Annotated in this window: 17 protein-coding genes and 1 riboswitch; all 17 genes read left to right on the forward strand. The window is 46.5% G+C overall.

The genetic code is table 11. The features are described from left to right. Positions 1–119 precede the first annotated feature (119 nt). The 17 genes from NCCP2331_RS15760 to pcrB all read left to right on the forward strand — a co-directional run bounded on the left by NCCP2331_RS15760 (position 120) and on the right by pcrB (position 16,625). A complete protein-coding gene (locus tag NCCP2331_RS15760) occupies positions 120–362 on the forward strand; it encodes a hypothetical protein (RefSeq protein ID WP_153722258.1) in 243 nt (80 codons plus the stop codon). A 180-nt stretch (positions 363–542) separates the two neighbouring features. Further along, the gene (locus NCCP2331_RS15765) at positions 543–1,070 is read left to right on the forward strand and encodes a DUF2179 domain-containing protein (RefSeq protein WP_153722257.1); all 528 of its coding nucleotides are present in this window, start codon (positions 543–545) and stop codon (positions 1,068–1,070) included. Then, positions 1,067–1,252 carry an NETI motif-containing protein gene (locus tag NCCP2331_RS15770; protein WP_153722256.1) on the forward strand — a complete coding sequence of 62 codons (186 nt, stop codon included), beginning with the start codon at positions 1,067–1,069 and terminating at the stop codon, positions 1,250–1,252. Before NCCP2331_RS15765 ends, NCCP2331_RS15770 begins: the two co-directional genes overlap by 4 nt. Before the next feature lie 128 nt (positions 1,253–1,380). Then, a riboswitch (purine riboswitch) is annotated at positions 1,381–1,481 on the forward strand. 152 nt (positions 1,482–1,633) lie between these two features. Then, on the forward strand, positions 1,634–2,122 hold the full coding sequence (gene purE, locus NCCP2331_RS15775) for a 5-(carboxyamino)imidazole ribonucleotide mutase (protein WP_153722255.1): 489 nt from the start codon (positions 1,634–1,636) through the stop codon (positions 2,120–2,122). Further along, on the forward strand, positions 2,119–3,240 hold the full coding sequence (purK, locus tag NCCP2331_RS15780; RefSeq protein WP_153722254.1) for a 5-(carboxyamino)imidazole ribonucleotide synthase: 1,122 nt from the start codon (positions 2,119–2,121) through the stop codon (positions 3,238–3,240). The genes purE and purK overlap by 4 nt, the downstream gene beginning before the upstream one ends. 42 nt (positions 3,241–3,282) lie before the next feature. Then, positions 3,283–3,537 carry a phosphoribosylformylglycinamidine synthase subunit PurS gene (gene purS, locus NCCP2331_RS15785; protein ID WP_153722253.1) on the forward strand — a complete coding sequence of 85 codons (255 nt, stop codon included), beginning with the start codon at positions 3,283–3,285 and terminating at the stop codon, positions 3,535–3,537. Then, positions 3,534–4,217 carry a phosphoribosylformylglycinamidine synthase subunit PurQ gene (purQ, locus tag NCCP2331_RS15790; RefSeq protein WP_153722252.1) on the forward strand — a complete coding sequence of 228 codons (684 nt, stop codon included), beginning with the start codon at positions 3,534–3,536 and terminating at the stop codon, positions 4,215–4,217. Before purS ends, purQ begins: the two co-directional genes overlap by 4 nt. Continuing rightward, a complete protein-coding gene (gene purL, locus NCCP2331_RS15795; RefSeq protein ID WP_251671775.1) occupies positions 4,207–6,438 on the forward strand; it encodes a phosphoribosylformylglycinamidine synthase subunit PurL in 2,232 nt (743 codons plus the stop codon). The genes purQ and purL overlap by 11 nt, the downstream gene beginning before the upstream one ends. Next, positions 6,414–7,838, forward strand: a complete 1,425-nt coding sequence (purF, locus tag NCCP2331_RS15800; protein WP_251671776.1) for an amidophosphoribosyltransferase — start codon at positions 6,414–6,416, stop codon at positions 7,836–7,838. The genes purL and purF overlap by 25 nt, the downstream gene beginning before the upstream one ends. Positions 7,839–7,849: 11 nt before the next feature. After that, positions 7,850–8,908 carry a phosphoribosylformylglycinamidine cyclo-ligase gene (purM, locus tag NCCP2331_RS15805; RefSeq protein WP_251671777.1) on the forward strand — a complete coding sequence of 353 codons (1,059 nt, stop codon included), beginning with the start codon at positions 7,850–7,852 and terminating at the stop codon, positions 8,906–8,908. Next, positions 8,905–9,477: a phosphoribosylglycinamide formyltransferase gene (purN, locus tag NCCP2331_RS15810; protein WP_251671778.1), complete on the forward strand. Its 573-nt coding sequence runs from the start codon at positions 8,905–8,907 to the stop codon at positions 9,475–9,477. Before purM ends, purN begins: the two co-directional genes overlap by 4 nt. Before the next feature lie 48 nt (positions 9,478–9,525). Beyond that, on the forward strand, positions 9,526–11,061 hold the full coding sequence (purH, locus tag NCCP2331_RS15815) for a bifunctional phosphoribosylaminoimidazolecarboxamide formyltransferase/IMP cyclohydrolase (RefSeq protein WP_251671779.1): 1,536 nt from the start codon (positions 9,526–9,528) through the stop codon (positions 11,059–11,061). Positions 11,062–11,082: 21 nt separating this feature from the next. Then, the gene (purD, locus tag NCCP2331_RS15820) at positions 11,083–12,342 is read left to right on the forward strand and encodes a phosphoribosylamine--glycine ligase (protein ID WP_251671780.1); all 1,260 of its coding nucleotides are present in this window, start codon (positions 11,083–11,085) and stop codon (positions 12,340–12,342) included. Between the two features lie 296 nt (positions 12,343–12,638). Then, positions 12,639–14,354, forward strand: a complete 1,716-nt coding sequence (locus tag NCCP2331_RS15825) for an adenine deaminase C-terminal domain-containing protein (RefSeq protein ID WP_251671781.1) — start codon at positions 12,639–12,641, stop codon at positions 14,352–14,354. A gap of 9 nt (positions 14,355–14,363) precedes the next feature. Further along, complete coding sequence (locus NCCP2331_RS15830) at positions 14,364–15,395, forward strand: DUF3048 domain-containing protein (protein WP_251671782.1); 1,032 nt, start codon at positions 14,364–14,366, stop codon at positions 15,393–15,395. Positions 15,396–15,419: 24 nt separating this feature from the next. After that, complete coding sequence (locus NCCP2331_RS15835; protein ID WP_153722244.1) at positions 15,420–15,737, forward strand: YerC/YecD family TrpR-related protein; 318 nt, start codon at positions 15,420–15,422, stop codon at positions 15,735–15,737. Positions 15,738–15,926: 189 nt separating this feature from the next. Next, positions 15,927–16,625: a heptaprenylglyceryl phosphate synthase gene (gene pcrB, locus NCCP2331_RS15840; protein ID WP_153722243.1), complete on the forward strand. Its 699-nt coding sequence runs from the start codon at positions 15,927–15,929 to the stop codon at positions 16,623–16,625. The last annotated feature ends 44 nt before the right edge of the window (positions 16,626–16,669 follow it).

The raw sequence follows: 16,669 nt of genomic DNA on the forward strand, positions 1-16,669 counted from the left end.
TTATGGGGAGTGGCTTTTTTGTGTGTTCTAATAGAAAGGTGAAGCCGGGAGGCTTTTGGAGTTATAGACAAAAGAAAAGACACAACACTGTGCAGCGAGAAGGACGGGGAGTTTATTTCTTGCGTACTCACAAGTTGAATGGTGCGGTAAGTGGCGAATTAGGCTCGCTGGCAGCGCAGAATGGAGCGGTGAGCAGGACGTTTGGTTCGATGGACAGTCTGTTTGGTGCGTTGCCCAGGCGGAATAGTGCGGTCGCAACCTTGTTTGGTGCGTGGCAGGTGCCGCATCGACAGACAGACCTCCTATTGTTCATACTAGGCGTCTATGCGCTCACTTTTAATACTACCTTCATACTCAGTTGATGCGTGATAATGAGTTAGGCTCGTTTGATCATACCTTCCTCAGAGTGATCATGCCACCCCTCTCATATCCAACTCTATATAGTACTCTGGCTCAATTGAATAAATGTTCAAAAGACTTTCCTTGAACTTTTTGATAAAGCGCGATACGATAAACCCTATTCCGGAAAGGAGAGGTTGCCTATGGGTATGGTCCTGCTCATCTTCATGATAAATGTTATCTACGTTTCCTTTTCGACAGTCCGAATGATTTTGACACTGAAAGGCTACCGGTATATCGCTGCGGCCGTGAGTATGTTTGAAGTCGTCATCTATGTTATCGGATTAGGTTTAGTGTTGGATAACTTAGATCAAATTCAGAATTTAATTGCCTATGCTCTCGGATTTGGATCCGGCGTAGTGGTTGGTTCTAAGATCGAGGAAAGATTAGCCCTTGGCTATATTACGGTAAATGTAATTACAGCAGATATTAATAAAGAAATGCCTCATGAATTGCGACGTAAAGGATACGGTGTGACAGATTGGTCCGCAAATGGATTAAGCGGCGGCCGTTCGACGATGGAAATTTTGACACCGCGCAAATATGAATTGCAGTTATACAAAACCATAACAGAGCTTGATCCCAAAGCGTTCATTATTTCGTATGAACCAAAAACCATACATGGCGGTTTCTGGGTGAAAAGTGTGAAAAGAGGAAAGCTATTTAAATGAGCAGCAAAAAAATGTGGTTTGATCGGCAAGACGAAGAAACATTGGAAGAGTGCCTTGAACGGATTCAACGTTTGGGCTATACAGTTGTTGCGAGAAGAGAGAAACCGGTTTTTAAACAAGAGGGCGGAGAGTACATTCCTGTCAAGCAGCAAACCCAGTTTCAAGGGATTAAAAACAGCTGAAAATAGTGGAATGCTCTAGTAATAGGTATGTTTTCAATCCAGGTACGTCCGAAAGGCGAATGATTATAAAAGCGTCATTATATATTGTTCGTCTTTGAGTTGACGTATGAAATTTAAATTGTTACTATAATAAGAGTAAATGAGTTCCCCGTATATGCCGCAGAATTGGCTGCAGCGTTTCTACCAAGACACCGTAAATGTCTACACTATGTGGGAAAGCAATTTTTCTTGGATATCTTCGTGAGATAGAGAGTCTATTATCGCGGATTGTTAAGGGTCCTTGAAAGTTCTGCTTTTTGTGCATGTGAAAAGTGGAGTTTTCAAGGACCTTTTTTTATTAAAATAATTTGAATAGTACGGATATGAAGGAGCGGATTGGATTTGGAACCGAAAGTCGGTGTGATTATGGGAAGTAAAAGTGACTGGGAAACAATGAAACATGCATGTGAGATCCTGGACGAGCTGGAGGTCCCCTATGAAAAGAAGGTAGTTTCAGCTCACCGTACACCTGATTTGCTGTTTGAATATGCGGAACAGGCTGAAGCGAAAGGGCTGCATGTGATTATTGCAGGAGCAGGCGGAGCAGCTCATCTTCCTGGAATGGTTGCTGCAAAAACGCTGGTTCCTGTTATCGGTGTTCCGGTACAATCTAAAGCATTAAACGGTATGGATTCATTATTATCAATCGTACAGATGCCGGGCGGTGTTCCTGTAGCTACAGTATCGATTGGGAAAGCCGGTGCTATCAATGCGGGACTCCTGGCTGCGCAGATGATCAGCACAACGGATAAGGAGCTGCGTTCACGATTGCAGGAACGGCGTGATCAAATGCGTCAAATCTCTTTGAAAAGCAGCGGTGAGCTGGAGTGAAAGTGATTTTACCTGGACAGACAATCGGAATTATCGGCGGCGGTCAGCTTGGGCGTATGATGGGAATGGCGGCAAAAGAAGCTGGATTTCACATTGCTGTATTAGACCCAACGAAGAACTCGCCGTGTGGACAAATTGCTGATATAGAAATTATCGCACCATATGATGATGAGAAAGCGCTGGCTGAGCTACGTAAAGTCAGTGATGTCATTACATTCGAATTTGAGAATATCGATTATGAAGGTTTGAAGAGATTAACAGAGCAGGCGAATGTGCCCCAGGGAGCAGAGCTTGTTCGCATCATACAAAACCGAATTAATGAAAAAGCTGAAATTCAAGCAGCAGGAGCACCGGTTGCACCTTATATTGCAGCTGATTCATTTGAAGAGCTGGCAGAGAAAATTTCCGATATTGGCTATCCTTGTATTGTGAAAACCGCTTTTGGCGGATATGACGGAAAAGGACAAGTGAAATTAGATTCAAAAGAACAGCTGGAAGAAGCCAGGTCGCTGTTCGCCCATTCAGCCTGTATAGCGGAAGCATTCGTGCCGTTTGAGAAAGAAATTTCAGTGATCATACAACGTAATGAAGCGGGACAGTCCTATTGCCTGCCAATCGCAGAAAACATTCACAAAAACCATATTCTGCATGAATCGATTGTGCCGGCACGTGTAGCTGACACGGTATTAGAGCAGGCAGAGCGCGAAGCAGAAAAAATTGCGGGTCATTTGCATCTGGTCGGAACACTGGCCGTTGAGATGTTTGTGCTTCCGGATGGCGGGATTATCATAAACGAACTGGCTCCCCGTCCGCATAACTCGGGACATTATTCGATCGAAGCGTGCAATATTTCGCAATTTCATCAGCATATCCGTGCAGTTTGCGGATGGCCGCTGCGTAAACCAAGACTATGGGCATCTTCAATTATGGTAAACCTGCTTGGAGAGCATGTAGAGCCAATGAAGAAAGCTATTACGGAGTATCCTGACTGGTCCATTCATTTGTACGGCAAAGCAGAAGCCAAAGAGAAACGCAAAATGGGCCATGTTACGATCATGACAGATCATATAGAAGAAACCCTTATCGAAATTGAACAATCAGGTATCTGGCAGGATTAAATAAGTTTTACACTACTATTTCCACTTTGGGAGGAACCAACAATGACGAAAGTAACTATTTATGTAACATTACGTGAAAGTGTTGTAGATCCACAAGGCATCGCAACGACAGATGCACTTCAGAAAATGGGCTTTGAAGAAGTAAAGAGTGTTCGTGTCGGTAAGCTGATCGAGCTGGAACTGGATGGTTCTGAACAAACGATTGAAACGCGTGTGAAAGAAATGTGCGATAACCTGCTGATCAATAAAGTCATCGAAGATTACCGCTTTGAAGTCGGGGAGGTTGCCGGCCAATGAAGTTCGCTGTCCTAGTATTCCCGGGTCTTACATGTGATCTGGATATGTACCATGCGGTTGAGGAAACAGTGAAGCAGGAAGTGGAATATGTCTGGCATACAGAAGCGGACCGGCTGGGTCAATTCGACGCGCTGCTTTTGCCGACAGGTACATCTTACGGTAACTATTTACGTCCCGGTGCACTTGCGAAAAGTTCGCCTGCGTGTCAGGAACTTCAGAAGTTTGCAGAGTCGGGAAAACTGGTTCTCGGCGTAGGAAATGGATTTCATATATTAGTGGAAGCGGGCATTCTGCCAGGCGGATTTTTGCGCAACAATAGCCTGAAGTTCCGTTCTGCTCAAGTAAAGCTGCAGGTAGAAAATACCAGCACAGCATTTACAAAAGAATATTCAAAAGGCCAGAAAATTACACTTCCGGTTGCCAATGAATTCGGTAATTATTATGCGGATGAAGCAACAGTGGAAGAATTGAAAAGCAGCAACCGCATCATCTTTACCTATGCGGGTGAAAATGAGGACGGCAGCACAGCTGCAATTGCAGGCATTACAAATGAAAAAGGCAATGTGCTCGGCATGATGCCGCTTCCTGAACGTGCAGTGGAAGAACTGATCGGCGGTACCGATGGAGCGCCAATATTCCATTCAATCTTGAACAATTGGAGTGAGAAGCATGTCAATTAATCACGAACCTACAGCGAAACAAGTGAAAGAGCAGCGTTTGTATCTTCAAATGGGCATGACGGAAGAAGAGTATACACGTGCGGAAGAAATGCTTGGACGCACTCCTAATTATACGGAAACAGGTTTGTTTTCGGCTATGTGGTCAGAACACTGTTCTTATAAAAGTTCAAAATCTGTTCTTCGGAAGTTCCCGACTGAAGGCGCGCGTGTGCTTCAAGGGCCGGGCGAAGGCGCAGGAATTGTAGACATCGGTGACAATCAGGCTGCGGTATTCAAGATGGAGTCACACAACTCGCCTTCTGCAATTGAACCGTTCATTGGTGCGGCTACGGGGGCGGGCGGTATTATCCGTGACGTATTTTCCATGGGTGCGCGTCCGGTTGCGCTGGTAAACTCTTTGCGTTTCGGTGATTTAACGGATCCGCGCGATAAGTTTTTATTCGAAGAGGCGGTTGCCGGGATTGCGAGTTACGGCAATGCGATGGGGATTCCTACAGTAGCAGGTGAAGTGCAGTTCGATCAATGCTACTCTAAGCGTCCTCTTGTCAATGCGATGGCGGTTGGATTGCTTAATCATGAAGATATTCAAAAAGGATTGGCGGCAGGAGTAGGTAACACTGTCCTATATGCCGGCGCTACAACCGGCCGTGACGGAATTCACGGTGCGACGATGTCGTCTTCAGAAGTGTCAATTGAAGAAGAGAATGAACTGCCGGTTATGCAGGCAGGGGATCCTTTCATTGAGAAACTGTTAATGGAAGCTTGTCTGGAGCTTGTGAAATCTGATGCACTCATCGGGATTCAGGATATGGGAGCGGCAGGACTAACTTCTTCCGCAGCTGAAATGGCTTCAAAAGCAGGCTATGGGGTAGAGATGAATTTGAATCTGGTGCCACAGCGTGAAGAAAATATGACAGCTTATGAAATGATGCTGTCTGAGTCGCAGGAACGCATGCTGATCGTAGTCAAGAAAGGCCGCGAAGAGGAAGTCATACAATTATTCACTAAATATGGGATTAATGCTGTGGCTATCGGCCGCGTAACAGATGACAAAATGCTTCGCCTCCTTCATAAAGGGGAAATAGTTGCAGAAGTTTCGGCTGATTTATTGGCTGAAGATGCACCAAGCTATCAAAAAGAATCAAAAGAGCCGGCTTCATTTGCAGAGAACCAGGCGATGGAAAATAAAGAGCCGCAAGTAGCAAACTTGAAAGATACGTTACTGGAACTGCTGCAGCGCCCGACGATTGCTTCAAAGGAATGGGTCTATAATCAGTTTGATACAGGAGCAAGAACAAGTACGGTGCTGGCTCCGGGAGCATCAGCTGGGATTATCCGCGTGCGGGGTACGAATAAAGGGATCGCGATGACAGCAGACTGTAATTCGCGTTTCATCTATCTAGACCCTGAAACAGGCGGCAAAATTGCGGTGGCTGAGGCAGCACGGAACTTGATTTGTTCAGGAGCAGAACCAATTGCACTGACAGACTGCCTGAACTTCGGAAGCCCGGATAAACCGGAAGTGTTCTGGCAGCTGGAGAAATCAGCAGACGGTATCTCAGAAGCTTGCCGTAAGCTGAACGCGCCGGTGATCGGCGGTAACGTTTCCCTTTCGAATGAAGTAAATGGTGTTCCGATTTATCCAACACCGACGATCGGTCTTGTCGGTCTGGTCCATGACTTGAAACATGTCACAACGCCCGGCTTGAAACAGGCAGGCGATGCGATTTATGTGATCGGTCAAACAGCGACAGAATTCGGTGGCAGTGAGCTTCAGCAGATGGTAGAAGGAAAGATTTTCGGTAAATCACCTGCTATCGATTTGGATACAGAAGTGAAACGTCAGGATCAATTGCTTAACGCAATCCAACAAGGGCAAATCCAGTCTGCAGCGGACCTTTCTGAAGGCGGTTTTGCGGTAGCGCTTTGTGAAAAAGCATTTGCCGCGGACGGACTGGGAGCAGACGTAACAGTCGAAGGTTCTGCAGTTACCGCTTTATTCAGCGAATCACAGTCACGTTTCCTGGTTACTGTAAAACCTGAGCAAGTGGCGGCATTTGAACAGAAGGTTGAAGATGCTGTGAAAATCGGAACTGTGACAGATGGCGAGCAACTTGTCATCAAAGATGCAGAAGGAACGGTTTTACTGGAAGGGACGGTAGAAGAATTCCACGCTGCTTGGAAAGGGGCTATTCCATGCTTGCTGAACTCAGAGGGTTAAACGAAGAGTGCGGCGTATTTGGTATTTGGGGGCATGAAGATGCGGCGCAAATAAGCTATTACGCACTGCATGCTCTTCAACATAGAGGACAGGAAGGAGCCGGCATCTGCGTCAAACGCGATGACGGTCTCCATGCTGTGAAAGGCGAAGGTCTGGTCAATGAAGTGTTCTCCGGCGAAAACCTGGCGACATTACATGGCTATGGTGCGATTGGACAAGTTCGTTATACGACAGAACAGGGCCGCGGTATTGAAAATGTACAGCCGCTCGTGTTCCGTTCAACAACGGGAAGCCTTGCGATTGCTCATAACGGTAACTTAATCAATGCTACGGATCTTAAAGAACATTTGGAACGTCAAGGAAGTATTTTCCAGACTACTTCTGATACAGAAGTGCTTGCACATCTGATTAAACGCAGCAGCGGCTCACTGAATCAGCGCGACAAAGTGAAAAAAGCATTGAGCATCTTAAAAGGGGCTTTTGCTTTCGTTCTTATGACAGATGAAGGCCTTATGGTCGCACAGGATCCAAACGGATTGCGTCCACTGTCGCTGGGGAAAATTGGTGATTCGTGGGTCGTGGCATCTGAAACTTGTGCATTCGATATTATCGGAGCGGAGCATGTCCGCTCGGTAGAACCCGGTGAATTAGTTATTATCAATAATAAAGGGCTGACGTCTGAGCGTTTTGCCCAGCCGGCTGAACGCGCCATGTGTTCCATGGAGTATGTATATTTCTCCCGTCCAGATTCAGATATCGACGGTATTAACATTCATGCCGCACGCAAACGCTGCGGCAAACAGCTGGCACGTGAAGTGCAGATCAGTGCGGACGTTGTCACAGGGGTACCGGATTCCAGTATTTCCGCCGCAATCGGATTTTCCGAACAGAGCGGTATACCATATGAACTCGGCCTCATTAAAAACCGTTATGTCGGGAGAACTTTCATTCAGCCTTCGCAGGCGCTGCGGGAAAAAGGCGTGAAAATGAAACTGTCGCCTGTTCATCAGGTAGTTCACGGAAAACGGGTCGTAATGGTAGATGATTCCATCGTACGCGGCACGACATCCAAGCGGATCGTTGCGATGCTTAGAGAAGCTGGCGCAAAAGAGATTCACGTCGTAATCGCCTCGCCTCCTTTGATTGCACCTTGTTATTACGGAGTTGATATCAGTTCCGACTCCGAATTAATTGCAACAGGACGTACGCTCGATGAAATGTGTGAAGAAATCGGCGCCGACTCGCTTAATTTTCTGTCGGTCGACGGAATGCTCGAAGCGAACGGCCGGTCGCCTGAAATGAAAAACTGCGGCCAGTGTCTGGCGTGTTTCACAGGCGAGTATCCAACGGAGATTTATTCGGATACGGCGATGCCGCATGAAAAAGAAATCGTACGATAGGAGGCCTTTCCATGTCGAAGGCATATGAAAAAGCAGGAGTAAATATTGAGGCGGGTTATGAGTCGGTAGAACGTATGAAATCCCACGTAGCCAGAACTTCACGTAAAGGTGTTGCAGGAGCTTTTGGCGGTTTCGGTGGAATGTTTGACCTGTCGGCGCTCGAATATAAAGAGCCTGTATTGATTTCAGGAACGGATGGTGTCGGTACGAAGCTGAAACTGGCGTTTATGGCTGACCGTCACGATACGATCGGAATCGACTGTGTGGCGATGTGTGTTAATGACATCGTGGCGCAAGGAGCGGAACCGCTTTACTTCCTGGATTATGTTGCGCTTGGAAAAGCGGTTCCTGAAAAGGTGGAAGCCATCGTTAAAGGAGTGGCAGACGGCTGTGTACAGTCAGGAGCTGCTTTGATCGGCGGAGAGACAGCTGAAATGCCGGGTCTTTATGAAGAAGATGAGTATGATCTGGCAGGCTTTGCAGTCGGTGCTTGCGAAAAAAGTCAATTGGTGACGGGTGAGCGTGTACAGGCAGGTGACGTACTGGTTGGAATCGCATCGAGTGGAATACATTCTAATGGTTATTCATTAGTCCGTCATATCGTTTTTGAACAGCTTGGTGCGAAGATTGACAGCACAATCGAAGGGTATGAAGAGCTTGGAACGGTTTCAGATGCCTTGCTGACACCGACGAAAATTTATTCTAAACCTGTACTGGAGATTCATCAGCAGCTGGATGTACATGCGATGGGCCATATTACAGGCGGCGGATTCTTTGAAAACCTGCCGCGCATGTTCTCAGAGGGCTTTGGAGTCGAGGTGGACTTAGGCGCGTGGCCGGTACTTCCAGTGTTTAAGATGTTGAAGGAAAAAGGCGAACTGACAGACCGTGATTTATACAGTGTTTTCAATATGGGCATCGGTTTTGTAGTAGCATTGCCTGAGGCAGAGGCGGAAAAAGCGATTAAAATTGCAGAAGCTCATGGTGAGAAAGCGTATGTGATCGGTCGCGTCACAACTAAAGAAGGCGTCGCGTTCAATGGCGATCATGACGGCACTCTTACGTTATGACCAATAAAGTGAAGATCGCCATTTTCGCATCAGGAAGCGGCAGTAATTTTGCTGCATTGGAAAAAGCGTGTTACGTCGGCGGGATTCCGGCTGAAGTCGTTCTGCTTGTCACGGACAGGCCCGATGCGTTTGTAACAGAACGCGCTAAACAGGCAGGCATCCCCGTGGCGGCTTTTCGTCCCCGTGATTTTGATTCGAAAAAGATGTATGAGCAAGCTGTATTGAAGCGACTGCAGGATGTTCAGGCAGAATGGCTGATATTGGCAGGCTATATGCGCCTGATCGGTCCTGTTCTGCTCGGCGCGTATCCTGAACGAATCGTCAATATCCATCCATCGCTGCTGCCTTCATTTCCAGGAAAAGATGCAATTGGGCAGGCAGTGGCGGCAGGCGTCAAAATAACTGGGGTGACGGTGCACATTGTGGATGAAGGAATGGATACCGGTCCTATTTTAGCGCAGTGTGCTGTACATGTTGTAGAAGAAGATCCTGATAAAACAGCTGCTGCTATTCATAAAGCAGAACATGAACTGTATGCAGAAACATTAAAAAACTTATTTGAAAAATGATCGGCCTGTTATCATGACAGGCCTTTTGTATAAATTGGAGGAATTACGTTGAAAAAGCGCGCATTGCTAAGCGTATCGGATAAAAGCGGGATATTGGAATTTGCGAAGGAACTGGAACAGCTTGGATACGAATTATTATCTACCGGCGGCACAATGAAACACCTGAAAGACAATGGTGTTGCCGTGACAGCTGTCGATGAAATCACAGGTTTTCCCGAAATTATGGAAGGCCGTGTGAAAACTTTAAATCCGATGATTCACGGCGGATTGCTTGCGAAACAGGATGATCCGGGACATCAGGCACAAATGAAAGAGCACGGCATCCAGCCGATTGACGTAGTCTGCGTAAATCTTTATCCGTTCAAAGAAACGATCTCTAAACCGGACGTATCAACAGAAGATGCCATTGAAAATATTGATATCGGCGGACCGGCCATGCTTCGTGCCTCCGCAAAGAATCACGCATACGTAACTGTTATCGTAGACGCTTCAGACTATGAATCAGTTTTGCATGAACTGAAAGCAGACGGCAAGACAACGCTTGAAACACGCCGCCGACTGGCAGCTAAAGTGTTCCGCCATACTGCAGCGTATGATGCATTAATTTCTGGCTATCTGACTGAACTTGCAGGTGAGCAGTTCCCAGAGCAAGTGACGTATACATACGAATTAAAGCAGCCACTGCGCTATGGAGAAAATCCTCATCAGCAGGCAGCGTTCTACAGTCGTCCGCTTGGTTCTGATTTCTCCATTGCCTATGCAGAACAGCTTCACGGCAAGGAACTTTCCTATAACAATATCCAGGATGCCAACGCGGCGATTCAGATCGTCAAAGAGTTCACACAGCCGGCAGCAGTGGCGGTCAAGCATATGAACCCTTGTGGTGTGGGGACAGGCAGTACAATTGCAGAAGCATTTAAAAAAGCATACGAAGCAGATTCGACATCTATTTTTGGCGGAATTATCGCGCTGAATAAAGAAGTGGATCAGGAAACAGCATCACAGCTTGCAGAAATCTTCTTAGAAATCATTATTGCACCTTCATTTACAGAAGAAGCTCTTGAGACATTGACGAAGAAGAAAAACATCCGTCTCCTAACGATTTCATTCGAACAGCAGAAAAAAGATCAGTGGAATACGGTGTCAGTTGAGGGCGGATTGCTTATGCAGCAGCCTGATGCCTACGGTTTTGAAGACGCAGATATCACAGTAGCGACAGACCGTGAACCGACTGAAGCTGAATGGAACGCGATGAAACTGGGCTGGGCAGTTGTGAAGCATGTGAAGTCCAATGCAATTGTTGTAACGGACGAGCAAATGACAATTGGTGTCGGTGCCGGACAGATGAACCGTGTCGGCGCTGCAAACATCGCGCTGACACAGGCGGGAGAACGGGCTAAAGGGGCGGCACTTGCTTCAGATGCATTTTTCCCGATGGATGATACAGTGGAAGCGGCTGCGAAAGCTGGAATCACAGCCATTATTCAGCCGGGCGGATCTGTGAAAGATGCAGACTCTATTAAAAAAGCCAATGAATATGGCATCACGATGGTGTTTACAGGAGTACGTCATTTTAAACATTAAGCAGGCAGGGGGAATAGGGAAATGAAAATTCTCGTAATTGGCGGCGGCGGACGCGAGCATGCGATTGCCAGACAGTTCAGCCAGGCGCTTTCTGTAACGGAAGTATTTGCAGCGCCTGGAAACGACGGCATGAAAACAGATGCAACTTGTGTGCCGATTTCTGCAACAGATTTTGAAGCACTGGCTAATTTCGCGGTCGAAAAACATGTCACATTGACTTTTGTCGGGCCTGAACAGCCATTGGCTGAAGGAATTGTAGACTTCTTTCAAGACAGAGGCCTGACCATTTTCGGTCCTACTAAAGCGGCGGCACGGATTGAAGGCAGTAAATCATTTGCTAAAGAAATCATGAATAAGTATGAAATTCCGACAGCAGCATACGGCACGTTTACTGATGCAGAAGAAGCAAAGAAGTTCATTCGCGAACAGGGCGCGCCGATTGTTGTCAAAGCAGACGGGCTGGCGGCCGGTAAAGGCGTCATTGTTGCGATGGAGCTTCAGGAGGCGTTGGATGCAGTCGATGATATGATCGGCAATCAAAAATTCGGCGAATCTTCTTCACGTGTTGTAGTGGAAGAATTTCTGGACGGCGAAGAATTTTCCTATATGTCTTTTGTTCATGACGGACAGATTTATCCGATGGTCATCGCACAGGATCATAAACGTGCATATGATGGGGACCGCGGGCCAAACACCGGCGGAATGGGTGCTTATTCTCCCGTACCCCAGATTTCAGAAGAAGTAGTTCAGGAAGCATATGACCGCGTCGTAGTGCCGACAGTAAACGCCATGACGGAAGAAGGTATTCCTTTTACAGGTATTCTGTATGCTGGTTTGATCTTAACCGAGCAAGGTCCGAAGGTTATCGAATTCAATGCGCGTTTCGGGGACCCTGAAACACAGGTCGTCCTGCCGCGCATGGCATCTGATTTCGGTCAGTTTATGGAAGCTTTGATGGCGGGGGAAACTTTTAATCTGCAGTGGGATGAAGAGGCGATGCTCGGCGTTGTCATTGCGTCAGACGGATATCCCGGTGATGTCGTCAACGGAAAAGAACTGCCGAATTTAGATTCTATAACGGCATCAGGACTTGATGTTTTCCATGCAGGAACGAAATTAGAAGGCGGTAAATTTGTCGGTAACGGCGGACGTGTTCTGCTGGTAGCGGCAAAAGCCGGTAATTTGAAAGAAGCGCAAGAAAAAGTCTATGAAGGTCTTTCCACAAAAGAATGGAGCGGTTTCTTCCACAGGCATGATATTGGCTGGAGAACATTTGAATAATTTGATAATCCATTCCCCTGCATTTATTTTAATGCAGGGGATTTTAATATGGGTTTCTAAATAAAAACGGCCTGCCGGGATTCTCTGAATAATTATAGATATCCACAGGTTCTTATAAAAACTGTGAGTTATCAGTGGGTATAATGTGAATAAACTGTTGGGAACGTGAATAACTTGTGTGTAATTTGTTTGCTTCAGAACGTGCTTGTGGAAAACTTATATGCAGCTTGCCTATTCATCATCAGATTGCTATCTTAATAGACAGCGAGTGTTAATTAAACAGGGCGGTGGAAGTTATGTGGAATACACAGGAATTACAGGTGCAGCTGGCTATTATTAACGGGCAGAAAGCGCCGGATCTATTGATTGAAAACGCAACATACTTGCATTCGATTTTTAAAAAGTGGATGAAGGGCAATATATGGATTCAAGGAGATCGTATTGTATATGTCGGAGAGAGACTGCCTGCTCAACTGGAAGGAACTGAGAGGGCCGATGCGTCAGGAAAGAAAATTGTACCCGGCTATATCGAGCCTCATGTTCATCCGTTTCAGATTTATAACCCTGAAAGTTTTGCGGATTATGCAGGAAAGCGCGGAACTACGACGATCTTGTCGGATAACCTGATGTTTTTTACTTTATTGGAAAGAGGAGAGGCATTCCATCTGATCGATCAATTGAATGAATTGCCTTTTTCATTTTATTGGTGGGCCCGGGTGGATTCACAGACGATGCTGAAGAACGAGCAGCAACTATTCAATCCGGAAGATATTGCCGCCTGGCTGCAGCGCACGGATGTATTGATGGCAGGCGAACTGACGAGCTGGCCGCGGCTGTTGCAGGGCGACCAGAATATGATGCAGTCTTTAGTTGAAGCGAAACGTCGGGGGAAAAAGATTGAAGGTCATTTCCCGGGTGCGTCAGAACGGACACTTGCCCGAATGAAGCTGCTCGGGGTGGACGGTGACCACGAGTCAATGACAGTGGATGAAGTGGAAAGACGTTTGCAGCAAGGCTACGCTGTTACCTTGCGGGAATCCTCTATTCGACGGGATCTTTCCGGTTTATTGAAAGGAATTGTAGAGAAAGGCTGGAATGTTTTCGATCATTTGATGATGACAACGGACGGCTCTACTCCCTCATTCTATGAAGACGGCATAATGGATAAATGTATTCAAATTGCACTCGATGCCGGAGTGGCACCAATCGATGCATATCAAATGGCTTCTTATAATGTCGCGAGGTACTATGACATCACCGATCTGCATAGTGTTATCGGGACAGGCCGTTACGCTACGTTAAACTTTTTAGAAAATGAATGGAACCCTGTGCCGACGGATGTGCTGTCAAAAGGACAATGGTTATTGAAAAACGGCAAAGCGGAAATGCGGTTTCAAGCAGTTGATTGGGAGAGACTACCGAAATTTGAACTTTCATTCGAACTAACTGACCATGATTTCTCGTTTGAATCGAATAAGGGAATCGAAATGGTCAATGACGTAATCACAAAAGTTTATGAGACCGATCTAGACCTGTCTGACCGGGTGATTAGGGATCGCAATGAATGCTTTCTGCTGCTGATCGATCGGAAAGGCAAGTGGCGCGTCAATACCGTGCTGAAAGGATTTGCGGATTCATTGCAAGGGTTTGCTTCTTCTTATTCGAATACAGGAGACATCCTGTTGGTTGGACAGAATTGGGAAGAAATGAAAAGAGCTTTTAACGAGTTGAAGAATATAGGCGGAGGCATGGTTGTTGCTGAAAACGGTGAAATCATCGTCACGCTGCCACTGGCGGTATCAGGCGGCATGTCTGATCAGCCGCTGGAAATTGCAGCAAAGCAGGAGTTGGCTTTAAAGAAGGTGTTGAAAGAACGCGGGTACCATCAGGGGGATGCGGTTTATACTCTGTTATTTCTGGAGTCGATCCATCTGCCGCATGTTCGAATCACACCTGTAGGTTTAGTCCAGGTGCTGAAGAATGAACGCTTAATTCCTAATACGGAAAGGTAGGAACCCCTATTGAAATGGAATAAACGGAGACTGTTGGCAACTGCTTTAGCAGGCCTTTTATGTATTGGCGGCTGCTCCTCAAAAAATACTGATTCAGAAAAACCGGAGGAGCAGGCGGATGAAACGATCTCATCCGCTTACCCTGCTCCTTTTACTGGTGAACTGCTGACAGAAAAGCTGGAGAACCGGCCCATTTTGGCTACAATTAATAATCATCCGCTAGCCCGTCCGCAATCTGGTATTGCAGATGCAGATCTGATCTATGAATTTTTAGCGGAAGGAGAAGTTACACGTTATTTAGCGTTGTTTCACAGTGTAATACCTGAGCAAATCGGCCCGATACGCAGTGCCCGTGATTATTTTATCAAGATGGCTGAAGGAATGGATGCCTTCTATATTGCCCACGGCTACAGCCCGGATGCCAAGAAACTGCTGGACGACCGGGTTGTCGATCAAGTTAACGGCATGCAGTATGACGGAACTTTATTCGAACGCTCGACTGATCGCAGGGCGCCGCATAACTCGTATATTTCCAAGGCGCATATTGAGCAGGCATTTGAAATGACGAAAGCGTCTGAAAAGATCTCTAAGATGCCAGTCTTTTCTTTCCTAAATCTTGATGAACGTGATAAAATAGGAGAAATAGCTTCATCCATTACAGTCGCGTACGGCAGCAATCCGAATTTTGCCAGTACATATCAGTATGATGAGCAGGCGAATCGTTATTACCGTTCTGTTAACGGTATTGATACAGTCGATAAACTAAATGAGCGCCGTGTAGAATTAGCGAACGTGCTCGTGATGGAATTGGATCATAAAACGGTGGATCGAGAAGGAAGACAGGCAATTGATATTCATTCGGGCGGCAAGGCAATGCTGTTTCATGACGGAATTGCCAAACCGATAGAGTGGGAAAATATGGACGGTTTTCTAACGCCGTTAGAACAGGGCCTTCCCGTCAAGTTAACGGCTGGAAAGACCTGGATTCATATTGTGCCGACTATGTCGGGCCCTGCGTCTTCCGTTACATTTACTCCATAAGATCGGCACAGAGAGGGTGAGGACATGCAAATCGATAAAATACGAAGTGAGCAGACAGATCAATTATTCAATGCGATCTTGGAGTTGAAAGACTTAGAAGAGTGCTACCAATTTTTCGATGATGTTTGTACAATGAGCGAAATCCAGTCAATCGCACAGCGATTAGATGTAGCTCATATGTTGCGCAAGAAAAAAACCTACGACAGCATCCAGCAGGAAACCGGTGCGAGCACAGCCACCATCTCCCGCATTCGGCGCTGTGTGGACTACGGATCCGGAGGCTACAACCTCATGCTCGGACGCCTCTACCCTGAACTCGATCAGAATCAGCCAAAAAAATAAGAACCCAACCGGCCGGGCCCCAACCCACCGGTTTTTTTGGTAGCCACCTAAAGCGGAGACGGCCGTTTAGACTCGACAGACGTTGGAGGTCTTATCGCAAAAGGTGTTCTTTTCCCTGGTCTCGATACTAAATCATATCAAAACCTGCATTACATACAAAACCATAAATAGCCTGAAAGGAGAACAAACATGGATTACAAAACATGGCGGCACGCTTTCAAGATTGATCCGGCAAAAGAAATATCGGATGAAAATCTTGAAGCAATCGCAGAATCAGGAACAGACGGCGTCATTATTGGAGGGTCTGACGGTGTCACCATTGAAAATGTACTTGACTTGCTGGCGCGTTTCCGCCGGTTTTCAGTGCCCCTCGCATTAGAAGTATCCACCGTGGAATCCGTAACGCCGGGATTCGATTATTATTTCATTCCAACCGTTCTGAACACAACAAATACAAAATGGCTCAATGGACTGCATCATGAAGCGCTCCGGGAATACGGGCACATGATGAATTTTGATGAAATCATCACCGAAGGCTACTGCATCTTAAATCCTGATTGCACAGCGGCTCAACTGACGGGTGTCAGTCAGGTGCCTGACGAGGAAGATGTACAGGCTTATGCGCGCATGGCGGAACATCTATTCTCGCTGCCTATTTTTTACTTGGAATACAGCGGACAGTACGGCGATCCCGCCATTGTGCGTTCAGCCAAAGAACTTCTTGAAAAAACCCGGCTTTTCTATGGCGGAGGAATCCGCACAGCTGAGCAGGCTAAAGAAATGGCAGCAATCGCGGATACGGTTGTCGTTGGAAATATTATCTACGAAAACTTGAAAAGCGCTCTGGCCACAGTAAAAGCAGTGAAATCTGTTCCTTTATCTGTGTGAATCATATATAATCAGAACAAACGTTCCGAAAAGGCGGTACTTAC

Origin of the sequence: Sporosarcina sp. NCCP-2331, assembly GCF_023707945.1 — a bacterium.
Lineage (GTDB): Bacteria > Bacillota > Bacilli > Bacillales_A > Planococcaceae > Sporosarcina > Sporosarcina cascadiensis.

Excerpts from the sequence above, each read along its gene's own strand:
- NCCP2331_RS15765 (WP_153722257.1), top strand. The coding sequence starts at position 543 with ATGGGTATGGTCCTGCTCATCTTCATGATAAATGTTATCTACGTTTCC.
- NCCP2331_RS15770 (WP_153722256.1), top strand. The coding sequence starts at position 1,067 with ATGAGCAGCAAAAAAATGTGGTTTGATCGGCAAGACGAAGAAACATTG.
- purS (WP_153722253.1), top strand. The coding sequence starts at position 3,283 with ATGACGAAAGTAACTATTTATGTAACATTACGTGAAAGTGTTGTAGAT.
- purQ (WP_153722252.1), top strand. The coding sequence starts at position 3,534 with ATGAAGTTCGCTGTCCTAGTATTCCCGGGTCTTACATGTGATCTGGAT.
- purL (WP_251671775.1), top strand. The coding sequence starts at position 4,207 with ATGTCAATTAATCACGAACCTACAGCGAAACAAGTGAAAGAGCAGCGT.
- purF (WP_251671776.1), top strand. The coding sequence starts at position 6,414 with ATGCTTGCTGAACTCAGAGGGTTAAACGAAGAGTGCGGCGTATTTGGT.
- purM (WP_251671777.1), top strand. The coding sequence starts at position 7,850 with ATGTCGAAGGCATATGAAAAAGCAGGAGTAAATATTGAGGCGGGTTAT.
- purN (WP_251671778.1), top strand. The coding sequence starts at position 8,905 with ATGACCAATAAAGTGAAGATCGCCATTTTCGCATCAGGAAGCGGCAGT.
- purD (WP_251671780.1), top strand. The coding sequence starts at position 11,083 with ATGAAAATTCTCGTAATTGGCGGCGGCGGACGCGAGCATGCGATTGCC.
- NCCP2331_RS15825 (WP_251671781.1), top strand. The coding sequence starts at position 12,639 with ATGTGGAATACACAGGAATTACAGGTGCAGCTGGCTATTATTAACGGG.
- NCCP2331_RS15835 (WP_153722244.1), top strand. The coding sequence starts at position 15,420 with ATGCAAATCGATAAAATACGAAGTGAGCAGACAGATCAATTATTCAAT.
- pcrB (WP_153722243.1), top strand. The coding sequence starts at position 15,927 with ATGGATTACAAAACATGGCGGCACGCTTTCAAGATTGATCCGGCAAAA.